Origin of the sequence: Paenibacillus sp. FSL L8-0638 (genome assembly GCF_038593075.1) — a bacterium.
Taxonomy (GTDB): Bacteria; Bacillota; Bacilli; order Paenibacillales; family Paenibacillaceae; genus Paenibacillus; species Paenibacillus polymyxa_D.
The window spans coordinates 2,875,404-2,892,361 of sequence record NZ_CP151960.1 but is presented as its reverse complement, the minus strand read 5'-3'; the positions used below and the strand labels follow the sequence as shown (position 1 = coordinate 2,892,361).

The window sequence follows — 16,958 nt, the reverse complement described above, 5'->3', positions numbered from 1 at the left end:
TCAACTTTTTATGTAGAGCAATTGCATTTGTATTTTATGAAGCTCAAGCGATTAATAGTTTTTCCACGCCATGAGCAGTTCTTCGCCTGTCATATTTGAATACTTTTGGCCACATAGAAATTCTAAACCACTGTCTTTTTCTATTGTACAGGATGAAAAACTCCAACTTGACATGGTTAATCAAAATAGTAGGTTTCTATTGATTGTTACGCTGGAAAGATAAGCATCTTTTGCAGAAATGGGCATATACCCAGATGATTTTCAAAATAAAAAGACGCTCTAGGTTATCCTAAAACGTCTTTTGAAAATAGAAATATTAGCCATAGAGGTCAACATCAAATGATTAAAGTTTGAGCTTGTACCCGATGCTCTCTAACGGGTAACATCAAACTGTAATTAAGATGCATATTGTCAGAATAGTAACTAGCAGCAGTCCATCTTGTTCTGCCCCATTTAAAACATTATTATCGCTGTGTAGATATGGTTGCAATAATGTCGTTAAGACTTGGAGACCTTAGCGCCCTTTTTGATCGCTTTAAGCGTGGTTATGGCGTAAAGACGAGGCTGAAACTAATGAACGATCGAAATGGATAAACAGACTCATAGATTCATTTATTTGAATAAAGCAAGCAATTTGGCGGTCTTTTTAGACCATCTTTTTTATTCTCAGAAGGTCTTTTAAAACAATTTTTTTGAATGGCTGCTGAAGCCTGAAACTTCAAAGTAGAACCTATAAATCCTTGCGGACAAAGCGGCGCAGCCCGAGTCCAAAGAGCACAGCCGTGTAAAATGCCGCGTATATCAAAAAGGCTGTTGAAGGAATCTCGCCGATACCAAACGGTCCACTTGTGCTTACCGGGATGAGTCCATTAATATTCTCGAAGCTGAACAACACTGCCTGCATTTTACGCTGCAGTCCATCGGCAGGCATGATCAGGGACAGGACACCCGTTATATTGTTCAGGGTCTGCATGGGACCTGGCTCCAGACCCACAGAGCCGATGATTTTTCCAACCATGCCACCGAGCCAACCAGCCCCATAAAGCATCGTCATGACGACACCATTCGCAACCGATGACAAATAGCCGGATCCGAACATGGACACGGTTACAAGCAAGGGAACGACTGAAGCAAATAGCAAAAAAGACTGCACCAGCACTACCGGATCACGCGGGATCGAAGCATGCACATCGGTGATCCACAAAATCAGGCTGTACAATACCAAGGCATAGATTACACCAAGCGAAACATAGCCGAGCCAGCGGCCCGTATACCATTTCCACCTCGGAATCGGCCGTGGCAGCATCGCCTGCATGACCCCCTGCTCCGCCTCGCCCGCAATCGTGGAAAATGAGCTGAAAATCGCTAAAAAGGCGAGGACAAAACTTGCGAAGAAAAAACCGAGCATCAAAATGAACATCCCGAGCGTAAATTCCTGGATCATAGTTTCATTATTCGTACCGCCTGTGATCACCCTGGAGGTAGAATCTCCTGCGATGGCGCCGGCAATAAACCAAAATCCCAGCAGGAATACAACAGTTAATAAAAGTGTCAGCAGGAGGACCCGTTTGCGCAGTAGCTCCTTCCAGGTCATGGTCCAAATAATCCTCATTCCTGTTCCCCCCTATGATTCAGCCCTGCAACAGCCTTCATGAACCACTCTTCAAGCCGTTCTCGAACTTTGGTGACTTCATATAACGTCATCCCCTGTCCGATCAGCAACGTATTGATCCAGCCTGCCTGTTCTTCGCTCTCCAGTTCCGCTTCAAGCCAGACGGTATCATCTATGCCCCTCTCTCCTGTAAATCCGCCTTCGGCTTTTCCATCTGTTATTACCCGAAAGCTGAGCTCTGTCGTATCCATAAGCCAGGACAGCAAAAAAGGCGAAAATCCGCCGACTTTAAAACGCCAGCAGACTCGCTTCTGAAGTATTTCGGCTACCCGCCCATGGCGGAGAACCTGTCCGTTATTCAAGAGTGCCATTCTGTCGCATAATACTTCCACATCCTCAAGCAGATGGGAGTTTAAGAAAATCGTTTTCCCCTGCTGCTTCAGTTCCTCAAGTATATTACGTACATGCATTCGTCCAACCGGATCCATGGCGGAAGAAGGCTCGTCAAGAAAAATCACGGCCGGATCATTCACCAGCGCGCAAGCCAGTCCAAGCCGCTGCTGCATGCCTTTGGAATAATGCTTAACACGGTCCTTCCCCCGCTGACCCACACCTACCATATGCAATAGCTCAGGAACTCTCTTGTCGATCACCTGCTTGTCCAAACCGCATAATCGCCCATTCAACCGGACGACCTCATCACCGGTAAGCCATTCCTGATACCGGTACAGCTCGGGGAGATACTCGATTTGCTGTTTCGCTTCGAGCGTTCCGATGGGTGCACCCATCAGGGTTGCTCCTCCGGCCGTCGGATGGATGAGCCCGACCAGCATTTTCACAAATGTGCTTTTCCCGGCTCCATTGGGGCCGAGGAAGCCAAAGGCTTCCCCTTTCCCTACGGTGATGGTCACGTTGCGGCAGCCGCGCCCGTTGCTGTATTCCTTGGTTAATCCTTTAGCGTCGATTGTCGGCTTACTCATGCCTCAACCAGCTCCTTAAGCTTGTTCATGAAATCAAACTCTGACTCATAGGCGCTCCCACCTTCAAAGGAAAAGAACTGTCCGTCTTTGATCCAGATAGCGGTACGATTCGTCATTGAGCTGTACTTCATGTTTGTAACCAGAACCTTGGTTCCTCCAACGGTAATCTCAGAAGTTTCAGCACTTTTATTAACCACATATGGCATAGGAATGGAACCTTCCAGAATGCGGCTGCGCTTTACCTTCTCTTTCAGATCGGAAGGCAGAATCGGAAGCTGAAGAACGGCATCCACCACTTCCTCTGTATCAACGGACGGATCCACCGTAATTTCTGGAACCTGCATCTGTGTCAGAGTTGCCCAGTGGTCCTGATCGGTACCCAAATCGTAATTTACGCTTTCATGTGTACTAAACGCTATTTCTTTATCGTCCATCGACTCCGGCAGCAGCTTCGTTGCCCCTACACGCTGCATAGCTTTATTGAGCTCATCCACATTCAGCATCATTGTAATTTTTTGCGAAGGAGTAACGTACACACTTTCCTTCGTTCCGGCCACATTTACTGGAAGAAGCTGATATCCGAGCTTAGAGACGGCTTGTTCACGCGTAAAATCCCCCTGTACGTTTCCGCTTTCCGATGTAAACTGGCCAAAGGTGTTTTCTATGTCGGCCGATTTTCCCGGAACCAGCTGATTAAACATACCTTCGAGCGTGCTTTCGTCAACTGTAGCGATATCCTGCACCCAGAATTGATTTAAAAATGCCGCCAGCGCGTTATTTCCCACAGGGGTTGTAAGTACGACGCCAAAGATAACGGCTGCCGCCACCGCTGCGGCCCACTTTCGGCCCTTGCCTGCCCGCCGGCGGAAAGAAGCAACCGGAGCCGGAGCATCAACTTTCAAACTGGATTCCGAATCCTGAATTGCAGCTGAGTCCGCTGGCGGCCTAAGGGTATCGGCAAGCCTCAGAACGTCCTCTTTGTTAATTGCGTCCCTAGTCTCCCACTTGGCATTTACCGGCTCCATGGCCAGCTTCTGTAGCAGCCTCTCCCAGGCTTCATGTGTACTTTTTTCTGCTTCTGAATGCTGCAATTTAGTAGTCATATCGTTTCAATCCTTTCCGAAAATTTGATTAGTCCTGCCTTGCTATAGCCTTGCTGGATGTGGCCTGCAGCTTGCGTGTCGCTCTTTGGAGCAGACTGCCTATTAGCGGCGACCTGACATTAAGCTCTTCCGCGATCTCCGCATAGCTGTAGCCGGAGTAGCGCAGAAGCAGCGCTTGGCGGTCTCGTTCGGGCAGTCTGTCCAGCCAAGCCTGAACCTCTTCCTGATCCAATCGACGCATCAGCGCCTCTTCGCCGGATTCAGAAGCGACTTCCCCTTCATACATTATCTCCTGCTTATTCTGCAGCTTTCTCTCTCTTGCTCTCTTCTCTAAATAATCGTATCCGATTCTTGTCAGTACCCGGTGTAGCCATGCCCCCAGGGTTGCCGGGTTGTCCGGCGGATTTCTGTACAGCCTCAGAAATACTTCCTGCGCCAGATCGTCGGCTGCTGCTTCATCTCGCACAAGCGCAGCCAGTTTTCTGCGTACGGTTGGATAATACTCATAAAATATGTTGCGGAATGGTGAGGATTCCGGAATACTCATTTTATAATTGCCTCCTTTTAAGCTGCAGCTATTAGGAAGACGAACCTTCTTCCTTTTTTGTATCATGCTCGGGAGATTTTCTTCGAATTTTTTTAGGCTGCACTTAATTGGACAGTCCGATGACATCAGGATTAAGAAATTGTTAGACATTAGAAAACAACTTTATTGTACAAAGAACTATTGTATTTCAGCAAAACCTATGCTCGTCGCTCTAACTAAATTTGTGTATGTACGTCGTACCGACTACATCCATCGTTGTATTAACGATTCATTAAACCAGTAAAAAAGCTTTCCATAGCCACCCTTTCGGGTGATTATAAAAAGCTAATCTGCTTTGGAGCGTCTATAACGATCGCTTAAAATTTCCCAGGAAACTGTTTGACAATATCTTTTGTCAGGTCCGCTAGAACTAAATACTGAACGACACTTAACTTTTCATTATTTAGTATGCATGGGGTTAATTGATATTGAACCTAAGACTGGAATAGGAATGGAGGGAATATATCAGTAACGATTACTAGTCAGTGTTATCACGTTGAGCGCACTCATCGTTTTTATTGCAATGTAAAACGCCCAATGTAGCCGATTATTTGAATTGACGGCCGAGACATTAAGTCTTTGTGCTGCTGAAATGGCTTTATGAGGGCACGAAGCACCCCCTGCCTCGACACGCCTCTCCTCAATGAAGTGTTCTGTAAATTGAGTGGAAATCCTTCAGAAAAATCAGTAGATTTCTAGAAGATTGTTATGATTCTTTGGAACTATTCTACCAAATAAAAACCCCTTCTTTGTAGAAGGGGTTTCAAATATACGAACCTAGCTATTCATGCCATGATTGTTAAGTTGTTGGAAGCTATTCATGCCGTGATTGTTAGGTTGGATCGTTGCTGCACCAGTAGGGATGATTACGTTACCTAACAGAAACAATACTACTGCCATCATACCTAATGCCTTTTTCATCTTTTAACACCCTTTCTAGGATAGTTTTGTTCAATACATTATATTCATTCAGCTGTTCTTTAGTTGCATGAACACTAAATGAAACAAATAATGCATTGATTTTTTTATATCCAGTATCATCCTTAAGTTTATCAGACATTCGCAATCCCTTGAGGGATATATTTAATGCATTGTAAATATTACCATTATTAAAGTGGTAAAGGGACATAAGATATAAATGATCTATATAATAACGAATATTGGCTTCCGTTTCATACTCTCCATCCAGAGCGTCCAAATTAGGTTCAAATTCTTTTAATGCCCAATCAACGTTACAGTTATGTTTTAAAGCTGACTCCAGTATCGTAATAATCCCCGGCAACAACTCTTCTTCCTCGGCATTGTGTATAAATTGCACATATTCAGGAAGCGTCTCCATATTACCTTCCAGCAAATTCAAAACATATGTATTGGCATTTGCAATCATCCTGAAATGTGCTACATCCTCCTTCCCCTCATCGTCCAATCCAGATATCCATCCCAATTCAGAGTACTTTTCAATACAATCCCTGGCTGCTGAGTAATCGCCCATCTTTTGCAATGCGATACCTTTCGCCACCATAGAATATCCAAAATAAAAAGCAACACTTCGTTTAAGTCTTTTAGTATCAATTCTCGGCTGCCCTTTTGCTTGTCTAAGTTGGTCTTCTTCATAGAATGCGTTGATTGAGTGGTGGAGTTTATCCGCAATATGTACCATAGCATCCCAACCATCTAGTGAAAACTCTGCTTGCAGCATTTCATACAAAAGGTTTATGTCACTTATTGATTCTAAAACTGCCGAGTTAAACATATAGCTGCCTCCTGATTACATTTTTAACCAATAGTATATTATAATTGGGCAATGGTCAATTACGTAGTTAAGTGAGCTATTCACAAGTTGAATCTTCTCTGAATTTTCGCATATGATGTGAGACACTGAATTGGCTTAGCCCAAGTATTTTTGCATACTGTGCCTGTTTAAGTCTTGGACGCAGTTCCATTAAATCTTTCAGTCTGCCCCTTGTTATTTCAGACTTACGTTTCTTCACCTTCTAATCTCTGTAGTAGTCAATTCTACCGCTGGCGTGGGGTGCTGCCTCCTTTTAAATCATGTATACATACGATGCATAGAAAGCTTCCCCGAAAGTGCGTTAGCTGATCGACTGATCCCGCAAAAAGGTAAATACATACATTGGGAAGATCAGTCCGAGAACTAAGTTACCCAGACGGTTCGACTCATGTTTGAAACAACGCTACCATTTTATGATCTTTTACGATGCGTTCAGTGCTGTTATTTGGTGTAAAAACAGAGGATTTGAACGAAGGCAATGGATCCATTTGGCCTGCTGCCTTCTCGTTATGATTAAGTTATCGTCTCTCGTTAGTCCAATCTAGACTGTTCTGAATCTTGTTCATCCTAAGCCAGGAATTTAAAACAGAGGATTTTCTTCGAGTGGTTGTGTCTCACGTAGATCTCTAGCCTTCCGAACAGAGGGCGAGTAAAAAACGTCACTATGCATATGCTGAATTTTATCCCAGTTGCCAGGATTGGTCGTGTCTGGAGAGCGGTGCTCCAGAATGGCCTGATATAGAGCCGTTTTTTGTTCCAAATGGGCAACGTGCTGTTTGGCTTCTTCGAGCTTAATGAGCGCCGCTTCCTTATGCTCCATCATGAGTGTGTAGCGTTGCGGAATGGTCGAATCCCCTTCGAGACAGAAATCGACGTACATTTTAATGACTTCAATCGGCATCCCGGATTGCTTGAGACATTTGACGCCATGCAACCAGTTGATCGATTCTTCGTCGAACATCCGAATGTTGTTTTGATTGCGCTGTACGCTTGGTACTAGGCCTTTATCCGTGTAAAAGCGTACAGCGTGCTCGGTGAGTCCCGTTATCTGGGCAGCTTCTTTGACTGTATGCATGTGAAATCCTCCTTGGAAAAATAAAAATTTTTGAAGATGGCTTGACTTCGTGTAACACGAAGGCGATAGGCTTATTGTAATGCAAGTCGACCGTAAGCGGAAGCCCACTGAGGTGCCCGATTTCCGAGTTTTGCGGTCGTTTGCGTTTTACATTTGAACAATGGGAGGAAATACAATGCAAACCGTAACATTAAACAATGGTGTGAAAATGCCGATCATCGGTTTTGGTGTCTACCAAGTTCCAGATGCTGAAGAATGCGAGAACGCCGTATATGAAGCGCTGATGGCTGGTTACCGCCTGATCGACACCGCCTCCGGTTATTTGAATGAGGAAGCGGTCGGTCGTGCGATTAACCGCAGCGGCGTACCGCGTGAGCAGCTGTTCATCACGACCAAGCTCTGGGTTCAGGATGCCGGCTACGAGAGTGCCAAGCACGCATTTGCCAAATCCTTGAAGAAGCTTCAACTCGACTATCTCGATCTGTACCTTATTCACCAGCCATTTGGCGATTACTACGGTGCATGGCGTGCGATGGAAGACCTGTACCGCGAAGGCAAGATTAGGGCGATCGGTGTCAGCAACTTCCTACCCGACCGCCTGATGGACCTCATCGTTCATAACGAAATCGTACCCGCCGTCAACCAGATCGAAACGCACCCGTTCTACCAGCAAACAGAGAGCGCAGCTTTTATGAAAGAGCACGGAGTTCAACACCAGTCGTGGGCCCCGTTCGCTGAGGGACTTAACAACATGTTCAAAAACGAAGTGTTGCTCTCGATCGCAGAAAAACACAACAAGTCCGTCGCTCAGGTCGTATTGCGCTGGCTTGTTCAGCGTGAAGTCGTTGTAATTCCAAAATCGGTGAGAAAAGAGCGGATCGTCGAAAACTTTGACATTTTCGATTTTGAGTTGAGCGCGGATGATATCGAACAAATTTCGGCCCTCGATACGCGAGAAAGTCTTTTCTTATCGTATCGCGACCCGGAAGTCGCCAAGATGATGGGCAACTGGAGAATCGATCTGTAAACCTTGATCGAACCATAAACTTATCACTCGTTTATCCTCATCTATAAAGAAAGGGCAGGGCGGTTTGAAGTGAACCCTGTCCTTTCTTTACTTGAATTGACCCTTGGATTTGCTTTTCAGCTTTATAAGATGCCACCTTTCGCTTAATCATAATCCCCCCTATTAAAGCAATAATTCTAGTCTGTTTCTAATAGAAGATTTAGACTAATTTATTCAACGAGCATCTCTGTTAGCGCAATTTTCAGCTTGTGTTCGTGACTAGATATTTTCGGTTTTGTCAGTTGGAAGCTGGGACACACAAATATCTACGCGAAGTGCCGAGGATTCCAAGGGAATTTTCCAAGCTTGGTGCACGCTGTTTGAGTTTGGCTAAAATGTCATAGTACTGTCTAATTCCCGCATCCAGATTTCTGCGTGTCTCTGTGCAAATTGTTGGAAGGAGACAGGCGCCTTCACAGTCACCCTCATTACAGTATCAGTACTTAGATCTTCCGCTCCTTCCTCGCGAATTTTACGGTCGAGTCCGGTCATGATCTCAGCATAATCCTTGCTTATCCCTGCTGCTAACCAGCTGCGGGTCAATTCATCATCTGATATTGATTAGTCAAATTGAGAAAGGAAATGCGATGCCCTCTTTTGAGATCATTAGCAAGCTTGCGGAGCGATTAAATTGCTCTATTACTTTTCTCTTAGAAGAAGAGGCCCCGGAAACCGTTTCTCTTCCTCCCTCCATTCCTGCTCAATTGGTAAGGGCGGAACAATATCTTGAAAGCAATTTGTTAAATGAGTTTCTAAACATAATAAAGAGTATAGAAATCACAGAGGAAGAAGCTAATTTAAAAGCCAAGCAACAATTACTTTATGCAAGGTATTACTGGTTATCTAACGATATGGAAAAAGCCTACGAATATATTGAAAATGTCATTCAGCATGCGCCTCCTTTTGATTACGATATTAGAGCCAAATCATATAATCTGCAGGGTCAAATTTTGTATCGCACCAATCAGTTAACGGAGGCTTTAAAAAGCTTCAATAATGCTTTGCTGCTGACCAAGCAATTTACAGTCGACAAACTGCTTTATGTCGATGTTCTTCTCAACCTTGGCATCTTTCACTGCCATTTGGATGAGATTACTTCTGCGTTAAAAGCTATATATTGATATTCAAAACATTGAAGAAGCAGAAAGGATCTGTGATGATTTTTTGCATGTAAATATGAACCTGGATTTAAAAGTCCAACTCAATATTTTAATAGGACAATACAATCCCCCATCATGGTCAAAAAAGAGAAAGAAAAACCAGAAAAAAAATCCTGGAATTTTTCCGCTTTTTCTTTAGGCTGCCACATCAAAACGCTTTGGCTGCCAATATCGCTTGCCGGATTGCTGATTCCTTTATGCTCTGCGCTTGGTCCGGCTGCTCACTGATACCTTCAACAAAGATAGCCTGCACATCGTCAATGCCCAGTAAATTCATGATAGCTTTTACATAACTATGGCTGTACTCTACATCTTTGAACTTCCCATGGGAGAGAACCGTGCCGGAAGCCTGAATATGCATCACTTTTTTGTCCTGCTGCGTCCCAATCAAACCGGACAAACCCCGCAGCCCATTATCGGCTCGCTTAATGGTTTTTCCCGGAACTATAACCGCGTCAATGTACGTTTTCAGAACCGACGGGAAAGAATAATTCCATACCGGATTGACAATGACGATTTTATCCGCAGTCATGAATTGGTCCGCAATATCGCGCATTCGCACCGCTTTGACCTTCGATCCCTCGCTCAGTTCATCGAAAGAAAGACCACTTGGTGGTTGCCCCCAGCGTCTTAGAAGATCGGCGTCGATTTGCGGAAGATCCATGCGATACAGGTCCAAATGAATGACCTCATCTCCTGGATTGGCCTCCTGATAGGTTTCGATAAACTGTTTGCCGACTGATAGGCTGTATGTACCGTCTTTTAAAGGATGAGCGGTTACGTACAATACAGTTGCCATGATAAATCCACTCCTTTAATAATTGAGGATACAATGCTATTAATAGCAATTCTAGCTATGCTGTTCGTGGATATGAAAGAGCTTCCCCTACTCCATGACTTCCACTGTCTGGTAAACAATCAGCAGTGGAACTTTTTCGAGTCCTATTGAAAATCCGCTGAATATTATCATTACTAACTCCCTTCTTAATGTAATCATTATAGTTACAGAAAAAAATGAATGTCAAGAGGGATCTTGAAATGCAGACACCAATTTTTTGGCTTTTATTGGTCGTTCATAAACTGCATACCCCACAGGAAGACCGCTTTTCTCAAAGATGTAAAACAAAAAGAAACCGTCTTGGTAAATGGAAGTGCGACCCACCATTTACGAAAGGAACGGTTTCTTTGTACTATCACCTTGTTCGTGTTGTCAATGAGGCTGTCCATCGTTTGGACGATCAGATTTTCAGGGAGGCTTTCACACCTAAGTTTCTAAAGAATATGCGAGAATCTGGTCTTTCGTTAGACTCTTTCCTTTGTTCCAAATATCGCGCATTTCCTGTTCAATTAAAACATGTTGAAGATCAAGAAGCACTGCATTATGCTCCACGGGAAAATTCGGAACGGCAGCACCTCCGAAGCTTTCGCGACATTTCTCAGCAGCACTCAGAAGGATGACCGCTTCTGGATAAGCCTTCTTTGCCCATAAAGCTATAGCCAGCCCTTCTATTCCGCGAGAGAGAATCCATGTCCCTTTGTAAATTTGGCTGATCGCAATGCTTTTTTTGAAGCATTCAATGGATTGATCGGTCTGCCCAAGTTTCAAGGCAGCATAACCGAGGCTTTCGTACGGACCGGATACTTCCCATTTATCCTGAACCGATTCGAAGAAGTACACACTCTCTTTCAGAAGCATGGATGCTTCATGATACTCCTTTTGTTCCAGCTTTAACTTTCCGTAAGCATGCAACGAAGCCGCCAAATTCCACATGTCCTTCGTTTTCCTGGCAATATCAACGCTCTCCTTAACGAGAGGCTCGGCATCTTTCAAAAGTAGCTGGTTGATATGAATAAATGCCATGAGACGAAGAGAAGAGGCTAATTGTGCAGAATGGTTCAGATCACGGGCGAGCTCAACGCTGCATGCAGCTGAAACCATGGCTTCTTCAACGTTTCCTTGAACCAATTGAATGACGCCCCGCCCATGCAATGCTTTGGCAAAATCTCCACCAGGCAGTTCTTTATGAACGGTACTTTCCAGAAAACGATTAAGCCAAAAAATCCCCTCCTTTAATCTGCCTTCATGAAGCCAGAACCAGTAAAGGTTTGAAACCATATGAAATCCAATTGAGTTGGCATGTGCATCATTCTGATAACACCATTGCATGGCTGAGCGCAGGTTTGCATATTCTCGTCTCACTTCATCAAGGCAGGCATCACGCTCGCGAGTCCTGAACTTGGCCTCGGCACGATTCAAAATTTGGCTGTAATATTGAGCATGACGTTCAAGAAGAACATGTCTGTTACGGCCGTCAGTTTCTTCCCGCATCTTCTCGCCAGCATATTCCTTAATGGCTTCCAGCATGAAATAACGGATGTAGCGGTAGTCATCACTGGTTTCGATTGAGACGAGTGACTTGTTGACCAGTCCGGATAACAGATCAAGCATATCTTCCCGAGCAAGTTTATCATCACGGATGGGCAATGCGGGTTCGCAGCTACAGATCCGCTCCACTGCCTCCAACGTAAACCCTCCCGAAAATACACTGAGCCTTCTCAGAAGCAGTTGCTCCTTGCCGGTTAGTAGATCGTAGCTCCAATCGATTGTAGATTTCAACGTTTTTTGCCGAGGCACAGCATTTCGTTTTCCAGCAGTCAACAATGTCAGCAGACTCGCCAGACGTTCTTCCATCTGTTCTAATGTCAACATACTCATTCGGGAAGCCGCAAGCTCAATGGCTAACGGAATTCCTTCTAATTTTTTGCATATGGCACCTACAAGCTGCAAGTTTGCCAGCGTGGGCTGAAGCTTAGGAGCAACCAAAAGCGCACGTTCCATAAACAGTTGCACGGCTTCAAATTCCTTGATTTCTTCTTCCGAAAGCACCTCCAGCGAATACTCCTCACCTGGAAAGGATAACGGGGGAATCCGATAGACGTATTCCCCCGAAATGTTCAAGGCTTCTCGGCTCGTGACCATGATGCTTAGTGTTGGCGCAGCCATCAGGAGTGATTCAGCTAAAGCCGCGCATGCATCAATGATGTGTTCGCAGTTGTCGAAAATAAACATCATTCTTTTCTCGGAGATTACATCTAATATGGTTTGGAGATCCGTTCGATTCCCTTGATTTTGCAGTCCCATAGTGGATAACAGATACTGGCCCAAAAAATGATGATCCTTTACGGCGCCGAATTCGAACATCCAAATACCGTCCGGATACGTTTCAGCAAGCGTTGAAGCGACTCGAACAGCAAGAGATGTTTTTCCTATCCCTCCGGGTCCTACGATTGACACAAGGGAATGGAACTTCAGCTGTTCTTTCAGGTCAGCCATGGATTGGCTTCTTCCTATAAAGAGAGAATGAGGCTTCGGTAACTGACTTTGCCTTGCAAGTGAAACGGCTTGCGTGGCAACCCGACCTTCCTGCGCGGAACCTTCGAACGAAGCAACGGTTTCAAACCAAGTGACATCAAAATCCGGAAACTCCCGTTTTGTTGCAGAGCGCACTTCCGAAAAGCGTTTTACTGCAAGCCAAAGCTCCTCAGCCTCTTTCCGCTGGGCTCCCTCCAGGAAGAGTCCTTCCTCCAAAAAGACTTGAATCAAACGTTTGAGGCTGCCAACGCTGGGAAGACGATCTCCGTTCTCCCACTGTTGAACGGTTCGTGGATCGACGCCAACTTGCCTTGCCAAGTCAACTTGCCGTGTTCGTTTGGAAAGGTTATGTCTAGCGGGCCTGGAACGAATTTTTTTAATCCAATCATGGGGCCAATCTTTCAAAGATTTTTCGTCTTCCATCTTATCACCTGGCTTCAATAGTTTGAGCATCTCTGACACGAACTAACACGAACTCATGTACATTCGTGTTCTGGATTTTAACAGATAGAATAAAGCATATCAACAAAAAGAGGAGGTAATCTACATGCCTTTAACGCGTATCGTCACGTTGGAAGGACGTTCGAGCGAAGCTAAAGCCCGTATTAAAGAGGTCGTCTCGCAAACGATCGTGGACAAACTGCAAGTGCTTGAAAATGATCGTTTTTTGATTATCGAGGAACACAACCGAGAGAACTTCAACTTTGATCCAAACTGTCTGGACATTGAAAGAAGCGATGGATTTCTCATTGTTCAAATCATTTTGAATGTCGGCAGATCGTCTGAAGTAAAAAAAGAGTTCTATGCGGCATTAGCTGAACAACTGCATGAGCAGTGCAACATTAGAACCGAGGATGTTTTTATCAATTTAATTGAAGTCACGAAAGACAACTGGTCTTATGGCAACGGCATCGCCCCTTTTATTGTTTAAATCGTAATTTTATATAAGAAGGAGAGAAAATATAATTATGTCGACTATTCTTTATATCACTGCGCATCCTGGTAATCCTGAAGCATCTTACAGCCTTTCCGTTGGCGAGCAATTTGTACAAGCCTATCAAGAAAGTCACCCAGAAGATAAGATTGTGCACGTAGATCTGTATCAACGAGACATTCCGCATATCGATGCAGATGTATTGGAGGCATGGGGCAAGCTTCAAACGGGAGCATCGTTTGATCAATTGACTGCCGTGCAGCAAGAAAAATTGACCCAACTGGATCATTTGCTCGAAGAGTTTGTCAGTGCGGACAAGTACGTGTTCGTTACACCCATGTGGAACTTCTCTTACCCTCCGGTATTGAAGGCATACATTGATTCCTTTTGCGTCAGAGCCAAAACATTCAAATACACGGAGAATGGCCCCGTTGGACTGCTGCATAACAAAAAAGCATTCCACATTCAAGCTAGCGGCGGCATCTATTCGGAAGGTCCTGTGGCGGAACGCGAGAATGGAAGCCGTCATTTGAAGACTGTTTTGAATTTTGTCGGCGTAACAGACTTTGATAGCCTGTTTGTGGAAGGTCTATCCACGGCGGGAGACTGCGCTCCCCAAATCAAAGCCGAAGCAATCGAAAAAGCGCGCAATGCTGCGAAGAATTTCTAAGAGAATTTCGATAACGATTGGAGATTAGTCAATATCGTGGCTATGGTTTGTTACATCGCGTTAATCCGAATAAACCCGGCATCACCGATTTGACCAAGGGGGAAGAAAAATGAAAGTATCTTATCATGGACATTCGGTTGTAAAAATCGAAACCCATGGCACAATTATTCTTATTGATCCTTTTATTACAGGCAACTCCAACACCGATCTGGAAGCAGCCGACGTGCAGGCTGATGTAATCCTTCTGACTCATGGACACGGGGATCATGTTGGAGATACTGTGGAAATTGCAAAACGAAATGACGCGCTGGTAATCGCATCAGCAGAGCTTGCGGATGTTCTCAGTTGGCAAGGTGTACGAACCCACGCCATGAGCATTGGGGGAGCTTATCAATTCGAATTTGGAAAAGTGAAATTAACCCAGGCTTTTCATAGCTCAAGTCTTGTAAATCTGGAGACTAAAACCATCATCTATACGGGAATGCCTACAGGGATTCTGTTCACAGCAGAAGGCAGAACGATTTACCACGCAGGAGACACAGGTTTGTTCTACGATATGAAGGTGATTGGAGAACTCAGCAATATCGATTTGGCATTTCTGCCGATCGGAGACAACCATACTATGGGTCCAGAGGATGCTGCGCTGGCAACTGAATGGCTTCAAGCGAAACAAGTTGTGCCGATCCATTTCAATACGTTCCCGCATATCAAACAAGACCCTCACTACTTCGCTTCGCTTCTAAAGGAAGGGGTAGGGAAAGTGTTGGAACCGGGAGAAGGGCTCGAGTTGATTCCCTGACCTGCTAGTTGAATTTAGTTATTTCCAAAAAATCAAAAGCGGGCGCTCTCCTCTGTTGGACGGCGCCCGCTTTTGATTTTTTATATTTTAATGGTTAACTTAGGAATCAACTGGTCTTAAGAAGTATATTTTAGGTCTTAGAGGATAAAATATGCTTTATCAATAAAGCAAGGGGGTTAACTTGTGTTGTTAGGTTGGTTTAGAAACGTTCTGAGACCGGAAAGAAGTCGTAGACAAGATAGTGAAAAGTCCAATCAGCAAACATCTGACCCCATTAATCCGTCATTGCCCCAAACTCTGTCTTTACTCAAATCGAAACTCGGACAAGGTCCTGATTTTGTCATTCGTAATTTTTCCGAAAATCCTGCCCATGTCGTTCATCTCGCAGTATGTTATATCGAGGGATTAATTGATCAAAACTTACTTTCCGATTTAATGGAAGGTTTAATTACAGAAAAACTCTCTGAATTATCATCTAAGCTTGGTGAAAATAGCACGGTCTCTCTATTAAAGAAGACAATTCCAGCAGGAAATATTCAAATGATACATACGCAAAATGAGGTATATCAAGCCATTCTCTCCGGGAATGCTGTCATTGTCATCAACGGAAACAACTATGCTTTGGCAGTTTCCATCGCAGGCGGAGTAAGACGGGCTATTCAGGAACCCAGTACTCAGACCGTAGTACGGGGTCCTAAAGAAGGATTTACGGAGGATGTCTCAACCAATATTACACTGATCAGAAGAAAATTGCGGACACCTGACCTTAAATTTGAAAGTCACGTTATTGGACGATATACTCAAACCAAAGTCATGTTAGCTTACATTGAAAATGTCGCTAATCCAGAAGTAATACGCGAAATTACGAAACGGCTTCAATCCATTGATACAGATAGCATACTTGAAAGTGGCTATATCGAAGAATTCATACAGGATGAACCACTTAGTCTCTTTCCCACCATGCTAAACTCAGAGCGTCCGGATACAGTCGCAGGTAGCCTTTTAGACGGACAAGTAGCTGTTCTGGTTGATGGGACGCCATTCGCTCTGATTGCACCTGTAACCTTCTTTAATTTCTTTCAAACGGCCGAAGACTACTACCAGAGATATGACATTTCAACTTTTTTAAGGGCTCTTCGTGTGGTATCTTTTCTACTCTCATTGTTGCTTCCCTCTCTATTTATAGCCTTGACGACTTTCCAACAGGAAATGATCCCCACCACGCTGTTAATTACGCTGATGGCTCAACGGGAAGGCACTCCTTTTCCTGCATTAATTGAAGCATTAATGATGGAATTGATGTTTGAAGTGATTCGTGAAGCAGGTGTGCGAATGCCACGGGTCATCGGACCAGCCGTTTCCATTGTAGGAGCTCTGGTTATCGGGCAGGCAGCGGTGCAAGCCGGACTGGTCTCAGGTGCAATGGTTATCGTTGTTGCCTTTACTGCTATATCGAACTTTGTCATCCCGTATTTTGGTATGGCTTCAGCCGTCAGGTTGTTGCGTTTTGCACTTATGCTACTGGCGGGGGCTCTGGGCTTATTCGGTATTCTGATAGGAATTATCCCCCTTCTTATTCATCTTGTATCTCTCAAATCATTCGGAGTTGATTATTTTGTGCCCTACAGCCCCACCTTTAAATCTAATATGAAGGACCTTATCATCAGAGCTCCGTGGTGGGCTATGAAAACCAGACCTAGCGAAAAATCAGGCCATAACCAGACAAGACAGGCAGCTCACCAATACCCTGCTAGTTCGGATGAAATCAAAAATAATGACAAGTCTGATACCCAAAAATAGGAGAGATC

15 protein-coding genes are annotated in these 16,958 nt (G+C 44.5%); 6 read left to right on the top strand and 9 right to left on the bottom strand.

Translation table 11 applies throughout. The features are described 5' to 3' along the window. Positions 1 to 730: 730 nt before the first annotated feature. The 6 genes from MKY35_RS12495 to MKY35_RS12470 all read right to left on the bottom strand — a co-directional run bounded on the left by MKY35_RS12495 (position 731) and on the right by MKY35_RS12470 (position 7,148). Complete coding sequence (locus tag MKY35_RS12495) at positions 731 to 1,612, bottom strand: ABC transporter permease subunit (RefSeq protein WP_039274879.1); 882 nt, start codon at positions 1,610 to 1,612, stop codon at positions 731 to 733. Then, positions 1,609 to 2,592 carry an ABC transporter ATP-binding protein gene (locus MKY35_RS12490; RefSeq protein ID WP_342446549.1) on the bottom strand — a complete coding sequence of 328 codons (984 nt, stop codon included), beginning with the start codon at positions 2,590 to 2,592 and terminating at the stop codon, positions 1,609 to 1,611. Before MKY35_RS12490 ends, MKY35_RS12495 begins: the two co-directional genes overlap by 4 nt. Next, positions 2,589 to 3,695: a hypothetical protein gene (locus MKY35_RS12485; RefSeq protein WP_342446548.1), complete on the bottom strand. Its 1,107-nt coding sequence runs from the start codon at positions 3,693 to 3,695 to the stop codon at positions 2,589 to 2,591. The genes MKY35_RS12490 and MKY35_RS12485 overlap by 4 nt, the downstream gene beginning before the upstream one ends. Positions 3,696 to 3,723: 28 nt before the next feature. After that, a complete protein-coding gene (locus MKY35_RS12480; protein WP_342446547.1) occupies positions 3,724 to 4,242 on the bottom strand; it encodes a sigma-70 family RNA polymerase sigma factor in 519 nt (172 codons plus the stop codon). A 910-nt stretch (positions 4,243 to 5,152) separates the two neighbouring features. Then, on the bottom strand, positions 5,153 to 6,034 hold the full coding sequence (locus MKY35_RS12475) for a DNA-binding protein (protein WP_342446546.1): 882 nt from the start codon (positions 6,032 to 6,034) through the stop codon (positions 5,153 to 5,155). 619 nt (positions 6,035 to 6,653) lie between these two features. Next, positions 6,654 to 7,148 (bottom strand): MerR family transcriptional regulator, encoded by a 495-nt coding sequence (locus MKY35_RS12470; RefSeq protein WP_029515307.1) that lies wholly within the window; start codon positions 7,146 to 7,148, stop codon positions 6,654 to 6,656. Positions 7,149 to 7,323: 175 nt separating this feature from the next. Between MKY35_RS12470 and MKY35_RS12465 the strand changes: the two genes are divergently transcribed. Then, positions 7,324 to 8,175, top strand: a complete 852-nt coding sequence (locus MKY35_RS12465) for an aldo/keto reductase (RefSeq protein WP_342446545.1) — start codon at positions 7,324 to 7,326, stop codon at positions 8,173 to 8,175. A 369-nt stretch (positions 8,176 to 8,544) separates the two neighbouring features. Here the strand turns inward: MKY35_RS12465 and MKY35_RS12460 are convergent, their stop codons facing one another. After that, complete coding sequence (locus MKY35_RS12460; RefSeq protein WP_342446544.1) at positions 8,545 to 8,757, bottom strand: hypothetical protein; 213 nt, start codon at positions 8,755 to 8,757, stop codon at positions 8,545 to 8,547. Positions 8,758 to 8,771: 14 nt separating this feature from the next. Here MKY35_RS12460 and MKY35_RS12455 point away from each other — a divergent pair, with 14 nt between their 5' ends. Next, the gene (locus tag MKY35_RS12455; protein ID WP_342446543.1) at positions 8,772 to 9,335 is read left to right on the top strand and encodes a helix-turn-helix domain-containing protein; all 564 of its coding nucleotides are present in this window, start codon (positions 8,772 to 8,774) and stop codon (positions 9,333 to 9,335) included. A 187-nt stretch (positions 9,336 to 9,522) separates the two neighbouring features. Here MKY35_RS12455 and MKY35_RS12450 read toward each other — a convergent pair whose 3' ends face one another. Both MKY35_RS12450 and MKY35_RS12445 read right to left on the bottom strand, forming a co-directional pair. Continuing rightward, positions 9,523 to 10,173 carry an NAD(P)H-dependent oxidoreductase gene (locus MKY35_RS12450; RefSeq protein ID WP_342446542.1) on the bottom strand — a complete coding sequence of 217 codons (651 nt, stop codon included), beginning with the start codon at positions 10,171 to 10,173 and terminating at the stop codon, positions 9,523 to 9,525. A gap of 465 nt (positions 10,174 to 10,638) precedes the next feature. Beyond that, the gene (locus MKY35_RS12445) at positions 10,639 to 13,170 is read right to left on the bottom strand and encodes an NB-ARC domain-containing protein (RefSeq protein WP_342446541.1); all 2,532 of its coding nucleotides are present in this window, start codon (positions 13,168 to 13,170) and stop codon (positions 10,639 to 10,641) included. A gap of 124 nt (positions 13,171 to 13,294) precedes the next feature. Between MKY35_RS12445 and MKY35_RS12440 the strand changes: the two genes are divergently transcribed. The 4 genes from MKY35_RS12440 (at position 13,295) to MKY35_RS12425 (ending at position 16,950) form a co-directional block, all read left to right on the top strand. Continuing rightward, positions 13,295 to 13,678, top strand: coding sequence for a tautomerase family protein (locus MKY35_RS12440; RefSeq protein WP_342446540.1), 384 nt, complete (start codon positions 13,295 to 13,297; stop codon positions 13,676 to 13,678). 37 nt (positions 13,679 to 13,715) lie between these two features. Further along, on the top strand, positions 13,716 to 14,351 hold the full coding sequence (locus MKY35_RS12435; RefSeq protein ID WP_342446539.1) for an FMN-dependent NADH-azoreductase: 636 nt from the start codon (positions 13,716 to 13,718) through the stop codon (positions 14,349 to 14,351). A gap of 109 nt (positions 14,352 to 14,460) precedes the next feature. Continuing rightward, positions 14,461 to 15,150, top strand: a complete 690-nt coding sequence (locus tag MKY35_RS12430) for a metal-dependent hydrolase (RefSeq protein ID WP_069011459.1) — start codon at positions 14,461 to 14,463, stop codon at positions 15,148 to 15,150. 183 nt (positions 15,151 to 15,333) lie between these two features. After that, complete coding sequence (locus tag MKY35_RS12425) at positions 15,334 to 16,950, top strand: spore germination protein (RefSeq protein ID WP_342446538.1); 1,617 nt, start codon at positions 15,334 to 15,336, stop codon at positions 16,948 to 16,950. Positions 16,951 to 16,958 lie beyond the last annotated feature (8 nt).

What these genes read in the sequence shown, in the direction of transcription:
- MKY35_RS12495 (WP_039274879.1), bottom strand. Translation starts at nt 1,612, where the DNA reads ATGAGGATTATTTGGACCATGACCTGGAAGGAGCTACTGCGCAAACGG.
- MKY35_RS12490 (WP_342446549.1), bottom strand. Translation starts at nt 2,592, where the DNA reads ATGAGTAAGCCGACAATCGACGCTAAAGGATTAACCAAGGAATACAGC.
- MKY35_RS12485 (WP_342446548.1), bottom strand. Translation starts at nt 3,695, where the DNA reads ATGACTACTAAATTGCAGCATTCAGAAGCAGAAAAAAGTACACATGAA.
- MKY35_RS12480 (WP_342446547.1), bottom strand. Translation starts at nt 4,242, where the DNA reads ATGAGTATTCCGGAATCCTCACCATTCCGCAACATATTTTATGAGTAT.
- MKY35_RS12475 (WP_342446546.1), bottom strand. Translation starts at nt 6,034, where the DNA reads ATGTTTAACTCGGCAGTTTTAGAATCAATAAGTGACATAAACCTTTTG.
- MKY35_RS12470 (WP_029515307.1), bottom strand. Translation starts at nt 7,148, where the DNA reads ATGCATACAGTCAAAGAAGCTGCCCAGATAACGGGACTCACCGAGCAC.
- MKY35_RS12465 (WP_342446545.1), top strand. Translation starts at nt 7,324, where the DNA reads ATGCAAACCGTAACATTAAACAATGGTGTGAAAATGCCGATCATCGGT.
- MKY35_RS12450 (WP_342446542.1), bottom strand. Translation starts at nt 10,173, where the DNA reads ATGGCAACTGTATTGTACGTAACCGCTCATCCTTTAAAAGACGGTACA.
- MKY35_RS12445 (WP_342446541.1), bottom strand. Translation starts at nt 13,170, where the DNA reads ATGGAAGACGAAAAATCTTTGAAAGATTGGCCCCATGATTGGATTAAA.
- MKY35_RS12440 (WP_342446540.1), top strand. Translation starts at nt 13,295, where the DNA reads ATGCCTTTAACGCGTATCGTCACGTTGGAAGGACGTTCGAGCGAAGCT.
- MKY35_RS12435 (WP_342446539.1), top strand. Translation starts at nt 13,716, where the DNA reads ATGTCGACTATTCTTTATATCACTGCGCATCCTGGTAATCCTGAAGCA.
- MKY35_RS12430 (WP_069011459.1), top strand. Translation starts at nt 14,461, where the DNA reads ATGAAAGTATCTTATCATGGACATTCGGTTGTAAAAATCGAAACCCAT.